Here is a 17,010-nt window from a genome sequence, read left to right as displayed (position 1 = left end):
CTGCCAGGCCGCTATCGGGGCAAGCAAGCCCAGCCCCCATCAGCTCTTGTGCAACTTACTCATCAACTGCGCCTCAGCCTGGGTCAACCCGCAGGACTGCGTCAACTCATCCACGGTCGCGCCCATGCCCACCAGCTTGGCGGCCTGGGCAAACGACAGGTTCGAAGGATCGCGCTGCTCCAACTGCACCAACTTATCCGGCAATGGCGCAAGAATCGCGCGCAGTTCATGCACTTCATCCCCAACCCGCACGGCACTTTGCTGGAAGTGGTCGACGCGCTTGACCAGCTCCAGGATGCGCCGGTCGCGCACCGCATCGCGTTCGGCCTGTTGCAGGGCCAACTCCCGTTGCTGGCGTACATAGCGCAGCACAAACGCCAAGGTCCCGGCCCACAACAGGGCCAGGACAATCACCGCTGCCTCAAGGAACAATCAGATGCTCTCCAGTTCCGACCATTCTTCTTCGCTCATCATCTTGTCCAGCTCAACCAGAATCAACAGCTCGTTGTTCTTGTTGCACACGCCCTGGATGAACTTGGCCGATTCTTCGTTACCGACGTTCGGCGCGGTTTCCACTTCCGATTGGCGCAGGTAGACCACTTCGGCCACGCTGTCGACCATGATCCCGACCACCTGCTTGTCGGCTTCGATGATCACGATGCGCGTGTTGTCGCTGACTTCGACCGTGTCCAGGCCGAAGCGCTGGCGGGTGTCGATCACGGTTACCACGTTGCCGCGCAGGTTGATGATGCCCAGCACGTAGCTTGGCGCACCCGGCACTGGCGCGATTTCGGTATAGCGCAACACTTCCTGCACACGCATGACGTTGATGCCGTAGGTTTCGTTATCCAGTTTGAAGGTAACCCATTGCAGGATCGGATCATCCAAACCTTGTGCGGACGCTGACTTGTTCATCTCTCTGACCCCTTCAAGTGCCGTTCGACACGGCGTATAGGCTGCTCTGACCGCACTCGCGCACGGACCTTATTGTTCAATCAACTGCGTTTGTTCTGCGGCATCGCCTTGACCGCCCCGCTGGCGATCAACTCGGCCAGTTCGGCGACATCCAGCAAGGCGCACATGTGTTCGATCACGGTGCCCGCCAACCATGGACGCTGGCCGCGATGGCTGCGCCATTTGATTTCATTCGGGTCCAGGCGCAACGAGCGGCTGACTTGATGCACTGCCAGCCCCCACTCGTAGCCCTGCACCGAGATCACGTATTGCAAACCCTGGCGGAAGTCGTCGCGGTAGCGGTCGGGCATGACCCAGCGCGCGGTATCCAGCACCTTGAGGTTGCCGGCCTGGCTGGGCAGGATGCCGAGAAACCACTCCGGCTGGCCAAACAGCGGCGTCAGCTCGTGGCCTTCCAACGAATAGATCGAGCCCAGGCACACCAGCGGCACCGCCAGGGTCAGCCCGGCGACGTCGAACAGCAGGCACTCGAACGGCTCGGCAGCCCATGAAGGGCGGCCATCGCCGGACACTGGCGGCGGCGTGATGCTCGGCGGCAAGTGCACTTCAACCAATGGCTCGACTACCACGGGCGCGACCGGGTCTGGCGTGACCGGCACCACAGGCGCAGCCTCGGCAAGTGCATCGCGTGCCTGCTCCTCGAGCACCGCCAGCTGGAACTCATCCAGCGTGCCGGGGGGTTCGACAGCAGGCTCCAGCACCAGGATCGGTTCCGGCAACTCTTCCTCGGTCGCGTCCTGCAGCAAGGCATCCAGGTAGGATTGCAGTGCCAGTTGCGGCCGGGTCTTGAGGTCGACGGGTCGGTTCATCACGCCACCTGCGCCACAAGCTGCTGCGACAGCAGATGCTTGAGCAACGCACGGTACGCCAGCACGCCACGGCTCTTGCCGTCGAACTGCGATGGCGTGAGCCCGGCGCGGCTGGCGTCACGCAGGCGTGTATCCACCGGAATGTAGCCATTCCAGATGGTATCCGGATAGGCGTCGCGCAATACCCGCAAGGTGCCGAGGGACGCCTGGGTGCGGCGATCGAACAACGTGGGCACGATGCTGAATGGCAGCGCCTGCTTGCGCGAGCGGTTGATCATCGCCAGGGTGCTCACCATGCGTTCCAGGCCCTTGACCGCCAGGTGTTCGGTCTGCACCGGAATCACCAGTTGCTGGCTGGCCGCCAAGGCATTGACCATCAGCACACCAAGCAACGGTGGGCTGTCGATGATCGCGTAGTCGAACTCCTGCCACAGCTGCGCCAGGGTCTTGGCGATCACCAGGCCCAGGCCACTTTGCCCCGGCGACTGGCGCTCGAGGGTGGCCAGCGCGGTGCTCGACGGCAACAGCGAAATGTTGTCGTTGCTGGTGGGCAGCAACAGTTGTCCAGGCAAATCCGCCGCCACGCTGCCCTTGTGCAGGAACAGGTCATAGCAGCTGTGTTCCAGCGCATCCGGGTCATAGCCGAAATAGCTGGTCATGGAACCGTGGGGGTCCAGGTCGACCACGACCACACGCTTGCCCGCCTCGGCCAGCAAGCCGGCTAAGGCGATGGAAGTGGTGGTCTTGCCGACCCCACCCTTTTGATTGGCAACTGCCCAGACTCTCATTCGGTTGGTTCCTCCCGGTGGGCATAGGCGCGACCGAGACATTGCATAAGGTTATTGAGCCGGTGACGGAGAATTGACGTTACTCGATCTGACCGGCGACTTGACTACGGGCGGTGCAGTTTGTGTGCCAGCACGCTTCAACGCCGCATCCGGGGTTGCATTGGCGGTGCCGGTGCCGGTCAGGCTGCGGCGTACATCCAGGTTGCGCGACACCACCAGCACTACCCGGCGATTGCGTGCACGGCCTTCCACCGTGGCGTTATTGGCCACCGGCTGGAATTCACCATAGCCCACCGAAGCCAGGCGCTGGGGGTTGACCCCCTGCATGGCCAGCATGCGCACGATGCTCGACGCTCGGGCGGATGACAGTTCCCAGTTGGTCGGGTACTGCGCGGTGCTGATGGGAAAATTGTCGGTGAAGCCTTCAACGTGAATCGGGTTTTCAAATGGTTTGAGAATCGACGCCACCTTGTCGATGATGGTGAACGCCTGGTCGCTGGGCATGGCATCGGCGCTGGCGAACAACAGGCTGGAGTTCAGCTCGATCTCCACCCACAGCTCGTTGCCGCGCACGGTCATCTGGTTGGAGCTGATCAAGTCGCCAAACGCGGCGCTGATATCATCGGCGATGCTTTTCAGCGGGTCGCTGGTGCCACCCACGCCGGCGGCGGTTTCATCGCTGTCGTTGACCAGCGGCTTGGCCGGGGTCACGGTCTTGGGCCGCTCGTCGCCAATGGGAATCGGCTTGAGGGCACGTTCGGTATCGTTGAACACGCCCACCAGCGCCTGGGAAATGATTTTGTATTTGCCTTCGTTGACCGACGAGATGGAGTACATCACCACGAAAAACGCGAACAGCAAGGTGATGAAGTCCGCGTAGGACACCAGCCAGCGTTCATGGTTGACGTGTTCCTCGGGCTCGCGGCGGCGACGGCTCACAGGCAGCTCCTTCCCATCAATCCATGAAGCCCTGGAGCTTCAATTCGATGGAGCGCGGGTTCTCGCCCTCGGCAATCGACAGGATGCCTTCAAGCAGCATCTCGCGATAACGCGACTGGCGCGTGGCAATCGACTTGAGCTTGCTGGCCACCGGCAGCAGCACCAGGTTGGCACTGGCCACGCCGTAGATGGTGGCGACAAACGCCACGGCGATGCCGCTGCCCAGCTGCGAGGGGTCGGCCAGGTTGCCCATCACGTGGATCAGCCCCATTACCGCACCGATGATACCGATGGTCGGCGCGTAGCCGCCCATGCTTTCAAAGACTTTGGCGGCGTTGATATCACGGCTTTCCTGAGTGTAGAAATCCACCTCGAGAATACTGCGGATCGCTTCCGGCTCAGCGCCGTCCACCAGCAATTGCAGGCCTTTGCGTGCGTAGTTGTCGGGCTCGGCATCGGCCACGCCTTCCAGGCCCAACAGGCCTTCCTTGCGTGCGGTGAGGCTCCAATTGACCACGCGGTCGATGCCGCCTGGCAGGTCGACCCGTGGCGGGAAAATGATCCACACCAGAATCTGCATGGCACGCTTGAACGAGCTCAGCGGCGACTGCAAGAGTGCCGCGCCCACGGTGCCGCCGATCACGATCAGCGCCGCCGGGCCATTGGCCAAGGCGCCAAGGTGGCCGCCTTCCAGGTAGTTGCCGCCAATGATGGCGACAAACGCCATGGTGATGCCGATCAGGCTCAAGACATCCATCAGAGGCAGGCCTCCACCAGATGCTTGCCGATGTCATCCAGGCTATAGACCGCGTCGGCCAGGTCAGCCTTGACGATGGCCATGGGCATTCCATAGATCACGCAACTGGCCTCGTCCTGGGCCCAGATGGTGCTGCCACCCTGCTTGAGCAGGCGTGCGCCTTCACGGCCGTCGGCGCCCATGCCGGTAAGCACCACCGCCAGAACTTTGTCACCGTAGGACTTGGCCGCCGAACCAAAGGTGATATCCACGCACGGTTTGTAGTTCAGGCGCTCGTCGCCCGGCAGGATTTTGATCGCGCCACGGCCATCCACCATCATCTGCTTGCCACCCGGGGCCAGCAGCGCCAGGCCAGGGCGCAGGATGTCGCCATCCTCGGCTTCCTTGACGGTGATGCGGCACAGCTTGTCCAAACGTTCGGCGAATGCCTTGGTGAACGCGGCGGGCATGTGCTGAACCAGTACGATCGGCGCCGGGAAGTTGGCCGGCAATTGCGTCAACACCCGCTGCAAGGCCACCGGGCCGCCGGTGGAGGTGCCGATGGCAACCAGCTTGTAAGCCTTGCGCTTGGGCGCTGGCGAATGAGCGCTCGGTGCCGCTGCGGTACGTACCGGCGCCACCGCAGGCCGAGCCACGGGCGCAGGCGCCGGGCGTGCAAACGACGAACTCGGCGCAGGCGCTGCGGGCGCAGGTGCCGCTGCCGGCGCAGGTGCGCTGAACAGGCTGCGACGGTTACTGCGGGAAATGCTGTGCACCTTCTCGCAGAGCATCTGCTTGACCTTCTCGGGGTTGCGCGAGATGTCTTCGAAATTCTTCGGCAGGAAGTCCACCGCGCCGGCATCCAGTGCGTCGAGTGTCACTCGCGCGCCTTCGTGAGTCAGCGAGGAAAACATCAATACCGGGGTGGGGCAGCGCTGCATGATATGACGTACGGCAGTGATGCCATCCATCATCGGCATCTCGTAGTCCATGGTGATCACGTCCGGCTTCAAGGCGATGGCTTGATCGATCGCCTCTTTGCCGTTGGTGGCCGTACCGACCACCTGGATCGTTGGATCAGCGGAAAGAATTTCCGAGACGCGGCGGCGGAAGAAACCCGAATCGTCCACCACCAGGACCTTGACTGCCATAAACACTCCGTTAGGCGGGGCGGGCATGACCGCCCTGCCCCACCAGAATCAAATACGCCGTGCGGCGTAACGCTTGAGCATGCTCGGAACATCGAGAATCAGCGCAATGCGACCGTCACCGGTGATGGTGGCGCCCGACATGCCCGGGGTTCCCTGCAGCATCTTGCCCAAAGGCTTGATCACCACTTCTTCCTGGCCCACCAGTTGGTCGACCACAAAGCCGATGCGCTGGGTGCCCACGGACAGAATCACCACATGGCCTTCGCGCTGTTCTTCATGGGCAGCCGAAGCCACCAGCCAGCGCTTGAGGTAGAACAGCGGCAACGCCTTGTCGCGCACGATCACCACTTCCTGGCCGTCCACCACGTTGGTGCGCGACAGGTCGAGGTGGAAGATCTCGTTGACGTTGACCAGCGGGAAGGCGAACGCCTGGTTGCCCAGCATCACCATCAGGGTCGGCATGATCGCCAGGGTCAACGGCACCTTGATGACGATCTTGGAGCCTTGGCCCTTGGTCGAGTAGATATTGATCGAGCCGTTGAGCTGGCTGATCTTGGTCTTCACCACGTCCATGCCCACGCCACGGCCGGACACGTCGGAGATCTCGGTCTTGGTCGAGAAGCCCGGGGCGAAGATCAGGTTGTAGCACTCGGTGTCGGTCAGGCGGTCGGCGGCGTCCTTGTCCATCACGCCGCGCTTGACGGCGATGCCCCGCAGAATGTTCGGGTCCATGCCTTTGCCGTCATCGGTGATCGACAGCAAGATATGGTCGCCTTCCTGCTCCGCCGCCAGGATCACTTTGCCGTTGCGGGACTTGCCCGAGGCTTCGCGTTCTTCCGGGGTTTCGATGCCATGGTCGACGGCGTTGCGCACCAAGTGGACCAGCGGGTCGGCCAAGGCCTCGACCAGGTTCTTGTCGAGGTCGGTTTCTTCGCCCACCAGTTCCAGGTTGATTTCTTTCTTGAGCTGGCGTGCCAGGTCGCGGACCAGGCGCGGGAAACGGCCGAAGACTTTCTTGATCGGCTGCATCCGTGTTTTCATCACGGCGGTCTGCAAGTCAGCGGTGACCACATCGAGGTTCGACACGGCCTTCTGCATGGCTTCGTCGCCGCTGTTCAGGCCCAGGCGCACCAGGCGGTTACGCACCAGCACCAGCTCGCCGACCATGTTCATGATGTCGTCCAGGCGCGCGGTGTCGACGCGCACGGTGGTTTCGGCTTCACTGGCGGGCTTTTCCGCCACCGCCGGCGCCGCTGCACGCGCAGGTGCCGGGGCAGCGGCTGGGGCAGCGGCTGGGGCTGGCTTGGCGACCGGCGCGGCAGCTTTGGCGGCAACCGGTGCGGCGGCGACCGCAGCCGCGGCAGCCGGGGCTACCTCGGTGAACTTGCCTTTGCCATGCAACTCGTCCAGCAAGGCTTCGAACTCGTGATCGGAGATCAGTCCGTCGCCGGCCGGTGCGGCGCTGCTGGCCGCTGGAGCCGCTGGAGCTGCGGCGGCAGTGGCAGTGGCAGCAGTGGCGGCGACTTCCGGCAGGGCTTCGGCTACAAACGTGCCTTTACCATGCAGCTGGTCGAGCAGTGCCTCGAATTCATCATCGGTAATGTCGGTGCTGGCGCTGGCAGCCGGTGCTTCTGGCGCAGCGGGTGCCACGGCATCGGCCGCGAACTGACCCTTGCCATGCAACTGGTCAAGCAGGGATTCAAACTCTGCGTCGGTAATGTCTTCGCTGGTCGGCGTGGCGACAGGCGCCGCCGGGGCTTCGGCTTCGGCCTTGACCGCATTGAGCGAATCGAGCAGCTGTTCGAACTCGCTGTCGGTCACATCCGCCTCGGCCTCCACCACTGGTTCCGGCTCAGCTTGTGCTACCGGCGCAGCCGCGGCCGGTTCCGCCAGGCGCGCCAGGGCCGCCAACAGTTCCGGAGTGGCCGCCGTGATCGGCGCACGTTCGCGCACTTCACTGAACATGCCGTTGACCGCATCCAGTGCTTCTAGAATCACGTCCATCAGTTCCGAGTCGACCTGCCGCTCACCCTTGCGCAGGATGTCGAACACGTTCTCGGCGATGTGACAGCACTCCACCAGCTCATGGAGCTGGAGGAAGCCGGCGCCCCCTTTTACAGTGTGAAAACCGCGAAAAATTGCATTGAGCAGGTTCGCATCATCCGGTCGGCTTTCCAGCTCGACCAGTTGCTCGGACAGTTGCTCTAAAATTTCGCCGGCCTCTACAAGGAAATCCTGAAGGATTTCTTCATCGGCGCCGAAGCTCATGGGTGTGCTCCTTAGAAGCCTAAACTGGATAACAGGTCATCTACGTCATCCTGACCTGACATAACGTCTTCACGTTTATCGGCATGAATCTGCGGACCTTCACCCTTGGCGAGATGTTTTTGTGGATCTTTTTCCGAGAGGATCGCTTCGCGGTCATGCTCGATGCCGGCAAAACGGTCGACCTGGCCGGCCATCAGCACCAATTTGAGCAAGTTGCTTTCCACTTCGGTGACCAACTGGGTCACGCGCTTGATCACCTGGCCGGTGAGGTCCTGGTAATCCTGGGCCAGCAGGATGTCGTTGAGGTTGCTGGCCACCGTGCGGTTTTCCTGTTCGCTGCGCGACAGGAAACCCTCGACCCGACGGGCCAATTCCCGAAACTCTTCAGCCCCCACTTCGCGGCGCATGAAGCGGCCCCAGTCAACGCTCAAGGCCTGGGCTTCGCTGGTCATGCCGTTGACCAGCGGCGTGGCGTTTTCCACCAGGTCCATGGTGCGGTTGGCCGCCGCCTCGGTCAGCCTGACCACATAGGACAGGCGTTCGGTAGCGTCGGTGATTTGCGAAATCTCTTCGGCCTGGGGCATGCGCGGGTCAATCTGAAAATTGACGATCGCACTGTGCAGCTCGCGTGTGAGCTTGCCCACTTCCTGGTACAGGCCGCGATCACGGGTCTGGTTAAGCTCATGGATCAACTGCACCGCATCGGCGAACTGGCCTTTTTCCAGGCTGTCGACCAAGCGGTGAGCATGTTTTTTCAGGGTCGACTCGAAGTCGGCCTGCGATGATTCGTTATGCTCCATAGCTCCCCCGTGGCAGCATCAATGACCGATGCGTTCGAAGATTTTTTCAATCTTCTCTTTCAAGGCCAGTGCAGTGAATGGCTTGACCACGTAGCCGTTGACCCCGGCTTGGGCGGCTTCGATGATCTGTTCACGCTTGGCTTCAGCGGTCACCATCAGCACAGGCAGGCTGCGCAGTTTTTCATCGGCACGTACATGGCGCAGCAGATCGATACCGGTCATGCCCGGCATGTTCCAGTCGGTTACCAGAAAATCGATGCTTCCGCTGTTGAGGATCGGAATCGCCGTGATGCCATCATCCGCCTCGACCGTGTTGGTGAACCCAAGGTCACGCAACAGGTTTTTTATGATCCGCCGCATCGTTGAGAAGTCATCAACGATGAGGATTTTCATGTTCTTGTCCAATTCGACCTCCAAGCAGTCTTAAACGCGCCCAGCACCTGGACGCGCCATTTCAATCAACAGGCGTTACACAAAAAGGACTGCCCAGGGCACCACGGTACGAGCCCGCGAACCTTGCGGCTTCACGGTAGCGTCTGCAGTGTCCCCACACTGCCTGTCAGCGCGCGCGCCACTCTCCCAATCGCCCCCGCAAGCGGGCCGCGCACTGGCTATGCAACTGGCTGACACGCGATTCGCTGACCCCCAGCACCTCACCGATTTCCTTGAGGTTCAGCTCTTCGTCGTAGTACAGCGCCAGTACCAGGCGCTCACGCTCCGGCAAATTGGCAATCGCGTCCGCCAACGCGCTCTGGAAACGTTCGTCTTCCAGGTCGCGAGACGGTTCGAGATGTGCACTCGCGCCGTCCTCGTGCAGCCCTTCGTGTTCGCCGTCCTGCAGCAGGTCGTCGAAACTGAACAGGCGGCTGCCCAAGGTATCGTTCAAAATCCCGTAATAATCGTCGAGACTCAATTGGAGTTCGGCCGCAACTTCATGATCTTTAGCGTCACGACCGGTTTTTGCTTCAATTGCACGAATTGCATCACTGACCATGCGCGTATTGCGGTGTACCGAACGCGGCGCCCAATCCCCTTTACGCACTTCATCGAGCATCGCGCCACGGATACGGATGCCCGCATACGTCTCGAAACTCGCACCCTTGCTCGCGTCGTATTTGGTCGACACTTCGAGCAGGCCGATCATGCCGGCCTGGATCAAGTCCTCGACCTGCACACTGGCCGGCAGGCGCGCCAACAGGTGATAGGCAATGCGCTTGACCAGGGGCGCGTAACGCTCGATCAATTCGCCCTGGCTGTCACGTGCCGACTTTTTGTAAAGGTTGTAGCCGCTGGATGTCATAGCACCGGTCCTGCGCTCGTCTGATGCACCAAACGCTCGACGAAAAATTCCAGATGCCCCCGGGGGTTGGCGGGCAACGGCCAGGTATCGACCTTCTGGGCAATGGCCTTGAACGCCAGTGCGCACTTGGAACGAGGGAACGCTTCGTAGACCGCACGCTGCTTTTGCACGGCCTTGCGCACACACTCGTCGTAAGGAACTGCGCCAACGTATTGTAAAGCCACATCGAGGAAGCGGTCCGTGACCTTGGTCAACTTGGCGAACAGGTTGCGCCCTTCCTGCGGGCTTTGGGCCATGTTGGCCAGCACGCGGAAGCGGTTCATGCCGTAGTCGCGGTTAAGCAGTTTGATCAACGCGTAGGCATCGGTGATCGAAGTGGGCTCGTCGCACACCACCAGCAGCACTTCTTGCGCTGCGCGCACGAAGCTGACCACCGACTCGCCGATCCCGGCGGCAGTGTCGATCACCAGCACATCGAGGTTGTCGCCGATATCGCTGAACGCCTGGATCAGCCCGGCATGCTGCGCGGGGCTCAGGTGCACCATGCTCTGGGTGCCCGAGGCAGCCGGCACGATGCGGATGCCACCGGGACCCTGGAGCAGCACATCGCGCAGCTCACAGCGGCCCTCGATCACATCGGCAAGGGTATGTTTGGGTGTCAGCCCCAGCAGAACGTCCACGTTCGCCAAGCCCAGGTCAGCATCCAGCAGCATGACGCGACGGCCAAGCTCTGCCAGGGCCAGGGACAAATTCACTGACACGTTAGTTTTGCCGACGCCACCTTTGCCGCCGGTCACCGCGATCACCTGTACGGGATGCATGCTGCCCATTTTATTTCTTTACCTTGTCTTGCTTAGACGCAGGCTACATGGCTTGGCCGCGTGAATCGCTTGCAGACCATCGATGTAGGTACATTTCACGGTGTTCATCCTGCCTTAACCGACCCGTTTAGCCGGGTGGTGGTAAAGGTCGGCGAACATATCGGCCATCGCTTCCTCGCTAGGCTCTTCTTGCATTTGCACACTTACGGCACGGCTGACCAACTGATGACGGCGCGGCAGATGCAGATCATCCGGGATCCGCGGCCCGTCGGTCAGGTAGGCGACCGGTAATTCATGGCTGATGGCCAGGCTCAACACTTCGCCCAGGCTCGCAGTTTCATCGAGCTTGGTGAGGATGCAACCGGCCAGGCCGCAACGCTTGTAACTGTGGTAAGCAGCGGTAAGAACCTGTTTCTGGCTGGTGGTTGCAAGCACCAGGTAATTTTTCGACTTGATGCCACGCCCGGCCAGGCTTTCGAGTTGCATGCGCAGCGCCGGATCGCTGGCTTGCAGGCCGGCGGTATCGATCAGCACCACGCGCTTGCGCAGCAGCGGGTCGAGGGCATTGGCCAGGGACTGGCCCGGGTCGACGTGGGTCACCGGCACATTGAGGATGCGCCCCAGGGTCTTGAGCTGCTCCTGGGCGCCGATGCGGTAGCTGTCCATGCTCACCAGAGCGATATTCTGTGCGCCGTACTTGAGCACATAACGGGCGGCCAGCTTGGCCAGGGTGGTGGTCTTGCCCATGCCGGCGGGGCCGACCATGGCAATCACACCGCCCTCTTCCAGAGGTTCGATTTCCGGCGTAGCGATCATGCGTGCCAAGTGCGCCAGCAGCATGCGCCAGGCCTGGCGGGGTTCTTCGACTTCGGCGGTCAAGGCCAGCAAATCGCGGGACAACGGGCCGGACAGGCCGATGCGTTGCAGGCGACGCCAGAGGTTGGCCTGTTGCGGCTTGCTGCCTTGCAGTTGCGTCCAGGCCAGCGAGCCCAGCTGCACTTCGAGCAATTCGCGCAGGCCGTTGAGTTCAAAGCGCATCGAGTCGAACACACGTTGGTCGACAGCGGCGGCCGGGGCTGGCGCAGCTGGACGCGGTGGCTCGACGAACGTCGGTTCTACCAGCGGCTCGGCAGCCGTCAACGGCAGGCCGGCGAACAATTGGCGATTGGTGCTGGCGTCGCTGTCGCCACGCATGCTCAGTTCAGCCTGGGCCGACACAATGCGCGAGGCAGTCTTGCGCAGCTCGTCTTCGAGCTCCATGTTCGGCACACGCGGGGCCAGGGCCTGGGGCGTGTAATCCAGCGCAGCCGTCAGCTCGACACCGCCGGCAATCCGACGGTTACCGATAATCGCGGCGTCGGCGCCCAGCTCATCACGGACCAGTTTCATGGCCTGACGCATATCGGCGGCGAAAAAACGCTTAACTTGCATAACCCACTACCTCAGCCATTGGGCCCTACTGTCGCGACGATAGTCACTTGCTTATTGTCAGGAATTTCCTGGTAAGCCAACACGTGCAAATTCGGTACAGCCAAGCGTCCAAACCGCGACAACATCGCCCGAACCGGACCGGCCACCAAAAGAATGACCGGGTTGCCCTGCATTTCCTGGCGCTGCGCGGCATCGATCAACGAACGCTGCAGCTTTTCAGCCATGCTTGGCTCCAGCAAAACACCTTCTTCCTGGCCCTGACCGGCCTTCTGAATACTATTGAGCAATATTTGTTCCAACCTTGGCTCCAAGGTGATAACAGGCAGCTCGGACTCAATGCCTACAATGCTTTGCACGATTGCACGGGACAATCCGACGCGCACCGCCGCCACCAGCGCGGCAGTATCTTGACTCTTGGCGGCATTGTTGGCGATGGCCTCGGCAATGCTGCGAATGTCGCGCACCGGCACCTGTTCGGCCAGCAGCGCCTGCAACACCTTGAGCAATTGCGACAGCGTCAGCACGCCCGGCACCAGCTCTTCGGCCAGTTTCGGCGACGACTTGGCCAGCAGGCCCATCAATTGCTGGACTTCCTCATGGCCGATCAGCTCGTGGGAGTGCTTGTAGAGAATCTGGTTGAGGTGGGTGGCGACCACCGTACTGGCATCGACCACGGTATAACCCAGGGACTGCGCCTGGCTGCGCTGGCTGACTTCGATCCACACCGCTTCCAGGCCAAAAGCCGGATCTTTGGCGGTGATGCCGTTGAGGGTACCGAACACCTGGCCGGGGTTGATCGCCAGTTCGCGGTCCGGGTAGATCTCGGCTTCGGCCAGGATCACACCCATCAGGGTCAGCCGGTAGGCACTGGGGGCCAGGTCGAGGTTGTCGCGGATATGCACGGTGGGCATCAAAAAGCCCAGGTCCTGGGACAGCTTCTTGCGCACGCCCTTGATCCGCGCCAGCAATTGCCCGCCTTGGTTGCGGTCCACCAGCGGGATCAGGCGGTAGCCGACTTCCAGGCCGATCATGTCGATCGGGGTCACGTCGTCCCAACCCAACTCCTTGGTTTCCTGGGCGCGGGCTGGGGATGGCAGCAGTTCCTGTTGGCGTGCAACCTCCTGCAGGGCCTGGACCTTGACCTGGTTCTGTTTTTTCCAGAACAGGTAGGCACCGCCACCGGCCAAGGCGGCCATGGTCAGGAACGACACGTGGGGCATGCCCGGCACGATGCCCATGATCGCCATGATGCCCGCCGCCACGGCCAAGGCCTTGGGCGACGCGAACATCTGCCGGCTGATCTGCTTGCCCATGTCTTCGGAGCCCGAAGCACGGGTCACCATGATGGCCGCCGCTGTGGATAACAACAGTGATGGCAATTGCGCCACTAAACCGTCACCGATGGTCAGCAAGGCGTAGACCTTGCCGGCATCGCCGAAGGTCATGCCATGCTGGAAGATGCCGACTGCAATACCGCCGATCAGGTTGATAAACAGAATCAACAGGCCGGCGATGGCGTCACCGCGCACGAATTTGCTCGCACCGTCCATCGAGCCGTAGAACTCGGCCTCCTGGGCCACTTCCAGGCGGCGGGTCTTGGCCTGGTTCTGGTCGATCAGGCCGGCGTTGAGGTCGGCGTCGATGGCCATCTGCTTGCCGGGCATCGCATCGAGGGTAAAGCGTGCGCTCACCTCAGAAATCCGCCCGGCGCCCTTGGTCACCACCACGAAGTTGATGATCATCAGGATCGCGAACACCACGATACCCACTACGTAGTTACCGCCGATCACCACCTCACCAAAGGCCTGGATCACCTTACCGGCGGCGGCGTGGCCGTCCTGGCCGTGGAGCATCACCACCCGCGTCGACGCCACGTTCAGCGCCAGGCGCAGCAGGGTCGCAATCAGCAGGATGGTGGGGAATACCGCGAAATCCAGCGGCCGCAGCGCGTACACGCAGACGAGCAGGACCACGACAGACAGGGCAATGTTGAAAGTGAAGAACACGTCGAGCAGGAACGGTGGCATCGGCAACATCATCATTGCCAGCATTACCAGCAACAACAACGGCACACCCAGATTGCCCCGCGACAGATCAGTCAGGGTGCCACGGGCCGTGTTGAGCATTTGAGAGCGATCTACCACCGGTATTCCTCGTGTCCTTGAAGCAAAGTTTTGACGCTGAAGGGCGACTTGAAGGCGGTATTGCAAGAAGCCTTCCAACTTTGCTTTTGGGCCCGGAGAACCTCGCAAACACCCCGGGCCACCGGGTGTAAATCAATCCAAATGTGGGAGGGGGCTTGCTCCCGATAGCGGTGTATCAGGCACTGATGTTTGGCTGATTCACCGCTATCGGGAGCAAGCCCCCTCCCACATTTGATCTGTGTACAGCCGGGGCTACCGAGGAAATTTCTGACAAGGATTTGGGGTTGCCCCTAGGAAACCGGCTCTCTAGTCTCCGTACACCGCTGCAAACGCAGCGGTCGGGCGTCGCGGCCCGGTTTACTACGGAACAAAAGCACCATCTCCCTTTCAGTAAGCGGTTTTTTATCGTCTACTGTGCGGCGCTATGGCGGCTGTGCGCGGGATACCTTCGGGTATGCCGGGTTGTTCCTAGACCGGTCCGCGAACCTGCGTACAGCTGCCACCCTCCATCGCGTCGCGGCGATCAGTGGCGGCTCCACTTTTCTAGGAACGTCAAAATGATCAAACCCACCCCAAATCCCCCCATCCGGCTGTTTACCGTAGCCGACGGCATCAGCACCGAAGACCTGCTGGTCAACCTCAGTGAAACACTCGCTTCGGCCAATGCCCTGAGCTGCGACCTGGCATTTGACCTGGAAGGCCCTAAACGAGAGGAGTTGCTCGGCGTTGCGCAGTTGATAGAACTGGCGCAATTACTGGCTGATCGTGTGCACGCTGGCGCAGCACTGACGAGCGCGGCCAGCAGCGGATAACACGTTCCACATGTGGGAGGGGGCTTACCCCCTCCCACATTTGAGCCTTCAAAGAGGCCGTATATTCTCGGCCTGCAGACCTTTTGGTCCTTGTGCTATATCAAACTCAACTCTTTGGTTTTCTTCCAGACTTTTGTATCCATTCGACTGAATTGCCGAGTAATGGGCAAAAACATCCGCCCCTCCATCATCCAGGGTAATAAAACCAAAGCCCTTCTCCACGTTAAACCACTTCACAGTACCCGTTGCCATTGCCCTTCTCCTTACACCTATAGACCCGCCCTGCACGCTTGCGCCGACAGGAAGCGCATAAACGCCCTTAGGTTTATTGATCATCTGAAACATTATCTGCTCACCAATCGATAGCGCAGCCCAATGCCAATCGCTCCAATCGACGAATACGCATTCTTCCTCATCATCCAACGCAATCAACCACTCTCCCCGGGCCAACTCATAGGATTTGACAGTACCTGTAGCCAGCTTCAATGCCGCTCTCCCCTGCATCCGGTTTACTACATGCGCGAAGTGCCTGATCTGTACTAAACAACGGCACGCGCCCTTTGGCTACTGTCAAAGTTGACAGGTAGACGCAAGCAGCCGATGGGTGCTAGAACCGTCGAATCATGTATCCAGTGGTTTTTTCCGCTTGCGGGGTTTTCGTCGCTTGGGCGCGGCGGGCGGAGCTTCAGCGTTCTTAGCGCCTTTGGACTCAACAGCAACCTCATTGCCATCACGGTCTCGGGCAATAAAGCCAATGCCCTTGACCGCGTCGAACCACCTGACCGTGCCCTTATCCATCTGTGCCTCCCGAGACGCGCATGGCTGCGCGCCTCATCGCTGTATCAAACAGTGAAGGCGGCGTCATGGCTACTGTCAAAGTTGACAGGTCAGAGAGGCATCAAGTGTCGCGACGTAAATCCGGCGGGATCGGCAGGTCTTTGAGCGGGTCCGGGCGCTTGCCCTTGCCGGCGCGGTATTGGCGGATCTGGTAGACGTACGCCAGCACCTGGGCCACCGCCAGGTACAACCCGGCCGGGATTTCCTGGTCGAGGTCGGTGGAGTAGAAGATCGACCGCGCCAGCGCCGGGGATTCCAGCAGCAGGATGTCGTTGGCCACGGCGATTTCGCGGATTTTCAGCGCGGTAAAGTCGCTGCCCTTGGCCAGCAACATTGGCGCACCACCCTTCTCGGGGTCGTACTTGAGGGCCACGGCGTAGTGGGTCGGGTTGGTGATGATCACGTCGGCGTCGGGCACCGAGGCCATCATCTTGCGCTGGGACATCTCGCGCTGCAGTTGGCGGATGCGTTGCTTGACCTCGGGGCGGCCTTCCTGGTCCTTGTGTTCGTCGCGCACTTCCTGCTTGGTCATCAGCAGTTTCTTGTGGCTTTCCCACAGCTGGATCGGCGCATCCACCGCGGCAATGAGGATCAGCCCCAGGGCCATCCACAGGGAACTCCAGCCCACCACTTGCACGCTATGGATGATCGCGGATTCGAGCGGCTCATGGGCGATGCGCTGCAAGTCATCGATGTCGGACGACAGGACGGCCAGGGCCACGAACAGAATCAGGATGAACTTGGCCAGGGCCTTGAGCAGCTCCACCAGGGCCTTGGCGGAAAACATGCGCTTGAGCCCGGCGCCGGGGTTCATGCGGCTGAATTTGGGCGCCATGCTGCCGGCGGCGAACAACCAGCCGCCGAGTGCCACCGGGCCGATCAGCGCGGCGAGTAACAGGGTGATCAGGATCGGTTGGACGGCCAGGATCGCGATCTGGCCCGAATGCAGCAGGTATTGGCCCATGGCGCCGGGGCTGAGCAGTACCTCGCGGGGCAGGCTGAAGTTGTGCTTCATCAGCTCCATCAGGTCCAGCGCCAGGCCACCGCCGTAGATCAGCAAAGCACCGGCGCCGGCCATCATGGTGGCGAAGGTATTGAGCTCTTTGGAGCGTGCAATCTCGCCCTTTTCCCTGGAGTCCTTTTTACGTTTCTCCGTGGGGTCTTCTGTCTTGTCCTGACCACTCTCGCTCTCGGCCATG

18 protein-coding genes are annotated in these 17,010 nt (G+C 61.1%); 1 reads left to right on the top strand and 17 read right to left on the bottom strand.

Annotated features, from left to right (window positions below; all coding sequences use genetic code 11):
• Window positions 1-39 precede the first annotated feature (39 nt).
• From NMB39_RS08780 to flhA, 14 genes are all read right to left on the bottom strand, one after another.
• Complete coding sequence (locus NMB39_RS08780) at window positions 40-432, bottom strand: DUF2802 domain-containing protein (protein ID WP_046071807.1); 393 nt, start codon at window positions 430-432, stop codon at window positions 40-42.
• Window positions 433-915 carry a chemotaxis protein CheW gene (locus NMB39_RS08775; RefSeq protein ID WP_005790025.1) on the bottom strand — a complete coding sequence of 161 codons (483 nt, stop codon included), beginning with the start codon at window positions 913-915 and terminating at the stop codon, window positions 433-435. It abuts the gene before it with no gap.
• A gap of 80 nt (window positions 916-995) precedes the next feature.
• Window positions 996-1,784 carry a CheW domain-containing protein gene (locus NMB39_RS08770; RefSeq protein WP_057023018.1) on the bottom strand — a complete coding sequence of 263 codons (789 nt, stop codon included), beginning with the start codon at window positions 1,782-1,784 and terminating at the stop codon, window positions 996-998.
• On the bottom strand, window positions 1,784-2,572 hold the full coding sequence (locus NMB39_RS08765) for a ParA family protein (RefSeq protein WP_057023019.1): 789 nt from the start codon (window positions 2,570-2,572) through the stop codon (window positions 1,784-1,786). The genes NMB39_RS08770 and NMB39_RS08765 overlap by 1 nt, the downstream gene beginning before the upstream one ends.
• Window positions 2,573-2,623: 51 nt before the next feature.
• Window positions 2,624-3,511 carry a flagellar motor protein MotD gene (motD, locus tag NMB39_RS08760; RefSeq protein WP_494339407.1) on the bottom strand — a complete coding sequence of 296 codons (888 nt, stop codon included), beginning with the start codon at window positions 3,509-3,511 and terminating at the stop codon, window positions 2,624-2,626.
• 16 nt (window positions 3,512-3,527) lie between these two features.
• On the bottom strand, window positions 3,528-4,268 hold the full coding sequence (locus tag NMB39_RS08755) for a flagellar motor protein (RefSeq protein WP_057023021.1): 741 nt from the start codon (window positions 4,266-4,268) through the stop codon (window positions 3,528-3,530).
• Window positions 4,268-5,398 (bottom strand): protein-glutamate methylesterase/protein-glutamine glutaminase, encoded by a 1,131-nt coding sequence (locus NMB39_RS08750; RefSeq protein ID WP_057011775.1) that lies wholly within the window; start codon window positions 5,396-5,398, stop codon window positions 4,268-4,270. Before NMB39_RS08750 ends, NMB39_RS08755 begins: the two co-directional genes overlap by 1 nt.
• A 48-nt stretch (window positions 5,399-5,446) precedes the next feature.
• Window positions 5,447-7,666 carry a chemotaxis protein CheA gene (locus NMB39_RS08745; protein WP_494339408.1) on the bottom strand — a complete coding sequence of 740 codons (2,220 nt, stop codon included), beginning with the start codon at window positions 7,664-7,666 and terminating at the stop codon, window positions 5,447-5,449.
• 11 nt (window positions 7,667-7,677) lie between these two features.
• Window positions 7,678-8,466, bottom strand: a complete 789-nt coding sequence (locus NMB39_RS08740) for a protein phosphatase CheZ (RefSeq protein ID WP_057023023.1) — start codon at window positions 8,464-8,466, stop codon at window positions 7,678-7,680.
• 18 nt (window positions 8,467-8,484) lie between these two features.
• Window positions 8,485-8,859 (bottom strand): chemotaxis response regulator CheY, encoded by a 375-nt coding sequence (locus NMB39_RS08735; protein ID WP_005790040.1) that lies wholly within the window; start codon window positions 8,857-8,859, stop codon window positions 8,485-8,487.
• Between the two features lie 166 nt (window positions 8,860-9,025).
• Window positions 9,026-9,766 carry an RNA polymerase sigma factor FliA gene (gene fliA, locus NMB39_RS08730; protein ID WP_046071802.1) on the bottom strand — a complete coding sequence of 247 codons (741 nt, stop codon included), beginning with the start codon at window positions 9,764-9,766 and terminating at the stop codon, window positions 9,026-9,028.
• The gene (fleN, locus tag NMB39_RS08725; protein ID WP_003192912.1) at window positions 9,763-10,596 is read right to left on the bottom strand and encodes a flagellar synthesis regulator FleN; all 834 of its coding nucleotides are present in this window, start codon (window positions 10,594-10,596) and stop codon (window positions 9,763-9,765) included. Before fleN ends, fliA begins: the two co-directional genes overlap by 4 nt.
• Window positions 10,597-10,701: 105 nt before the next feature.
• A complete protein-coding gene (gene flhF / locus NMB39_RS08720; RefSeq protein WP_005790047.1) occupies window positions 10,702-12,018 on the bottom strand; it encodes a flagellar biosynthesis GTPase FlhF in 1,317 nt (438 codons plus the stop codon).
• 11 nt (window positions 12,019-12,029) lie between these two features.
• Window positions 12,030-14,144 (bottom strand): flagellar biosynthesis protein FlhA, encoded by a 2,115-nt coding sequence (gene flhA / locus NMB39_RS08715; protein ID WP_043049699.1) that lies wholly within the window; start codon window positions 14,142-14,144, stop codon window positions 12,030-12,032.
• Window positions 14,145-14,719: 575 nt separating this feature from the next.
• Between flhA and NMB39_RS08710 the strand changes: the two genes are divergently transcribed.
• Window positions 14,720-14,974 carry a DUF6124 family protein gene (locus NMB39_RS08710; RefSeq protein ID WP_057023024.1) on the top strand — a complete coding sequence of 85 codons (255 nt, stop codon included), beginning with the start codon at window positions 14,720-14,722 and terminating at the stop codon, window positions 14,972-14,974.
• Between the two features lie 48 nt (window positions 14,975-15,022).
• Here NMB39_RS08710 and NMB39_RS08705 read toward each other — a convergent pair whose 3' ends face one another.
• From NMB39_RS08705 to flhB, 3 genes are all read right to left on the bottom strand, one after another.
• Entirely contained in the window at window positions 15,023-15,226 is a 204-nt protein-coding gene (locus NMB39_RS08705; RefSeq protein ID WP_057023161.1) for a cold-shock protein, read from the bottom strand.
• Window positions 15,227-15,595: 369 nt separating this feature from the next.
• Window positions 15,596-15,772 (bottom strand): cold-shock protein, encoded by a 177-nt coding sequence (locus NMB39_RS08700; protein WP_198719614.1) that lies wholly within the window; start codon window positions 15,770-15,772, stop codon window positions 15,596-15,598.
• Between the two features lie 100 nt (window positions 15,773-15,872).
• Window positions 15,873-17,009 carry a flagellar biosynthesis protein FlhB gene (gene flhB / locus NMB39_RS08695; RefSeq protein ID WP_057011780.1) on the bottom strand — a complete coding sequence of 379 codons (1,137 nt, stop codon included), beginning with the start codon at window positions 17,007-17,009 and terminating at the stop codon, window positions 15,873-15,875.
• Between the last annotated feature and the right edge of the window lies 1 nt (window position 17,010).

This window comes from Pseudomonas sp. FBCC-B545 (genome assembly GCF_059134095.1).
The sequence above is the reverse complement of the archived record's forward strand: the minus strand, read 5'-3'. Positions and strand labels throughout refer to the sequence as shown.

Bases quoted from the DNA above. Each gene is read 5' to 3' on its own strand.
- NMB39_RS08755 (WP_057023021.1), bottom strand. From the start codon at position 4,268: ATGGATGTCTTGAGCCTGATCGGCATCACCATGGCGTTTGTCGCCATC.
- fliA (WP_046071802.1), bottom strand. From the start codon at position 9,766: ATGACATCCAGCGGCTACAACCTTTACAAAAAGTCGGCACGTGACAGC.
- NMB39_RS08750 (WP_057011775.1), bottom strand. From the start codon at position 5,398: ATGGCAGTCAAGGTCCTGGTGGTGGACGATTCGGGTTTCTTCCGCCGC.
- fleN (WP_003192912.1), bottom strand. From the start codon at position 10,596: ATGGGCAGCATGCATCCCGTACAGGTGATCGCGGTGACCGGCGGCAAA.
- flhA (WP_043049699.1), bottom strand. From the start codon at position 14,144: ATGCTCAACACGGCCCGTGGCACCCTGACTGATCTGTCGCGGGGCAAT.
- NMB39_RS08710 (WP_057023024.1), top strand. From the start codon at position 14,720: ATGATCAAACCCACCCCAAATCCCCCCATCCGGCTGTTTACCGTAGCC.
- NMB39_RS08735 (WP_005790040.1), bottom strand. From the start codon at position 8,859: ATGAAAATCCTCATCGTTGATGACTTCTCAACGATGCGGCGGATCATA.
- flhF (WP_005790047.1), bottom strand. From the start codon at position 12,018: ATGCAAGTTAAGCGTTTTTTCGCCGCCGATATGCGTCAGGCCATGAAA.
- NMB39_RS08745 (WP_494339408.1), bottom strand. From the start codon at position 7,666: ATGAGCTTCGGCGCCGATGAAGAAATCCTTCAGGATTTCCTTGTAGAG.
- NMB39_RS08765 (WP_057023019.1), bottom strand. From the start codon at position 2,572: ATGAGAGTCTGGGCAGTTGCCAATCAAAAGGGTGGGGTCGGCAAGACC.
- NMB39_RS08740 (WP_057023023.1), bottom strand. From the start codon at position 8,466: ATGGAGCATAACGAATCATCGCAGGCCGACTTCGAGTCGACCCTGAAA.
- flhB (WP_057011780.1), bottom strand. From the start codon at position 17,009: ATGGCCGAGAGCGAGAGTGGTCAGGACAAGACAGAAGACCCCACGGAG.
- NMB39_RS08705 (WP_057023161.1), bottom strand. From the start codon at position 15,226: ATGGCAACGGGTACTGTGAAGTGGTTTAACGTGGAGAAGGGCTTTGGT.
- NMB39_RS08700 (WP_198719614.1), bottom strand. From the start codon at position 15,772: ATGGATAAGGGCACGGTCAGGTGGTTCGACGCGGTCAAGGGCATTGGC.
- NMB39_RS08775 (WP_005790025.1), bottom strand. From the start codon at position 915: ATGAACAAGTCAGCGTCCGCACAAGGTTTGGATGATCCGATCCTGCAA.
- NMB39_RS08770 (WP_057023018.1), bottom strand. From the start codon at position 1,784: ATGAACCGACCCGTCGACCTCAAGACCCGGCCGCAACTGGCACTGCAA.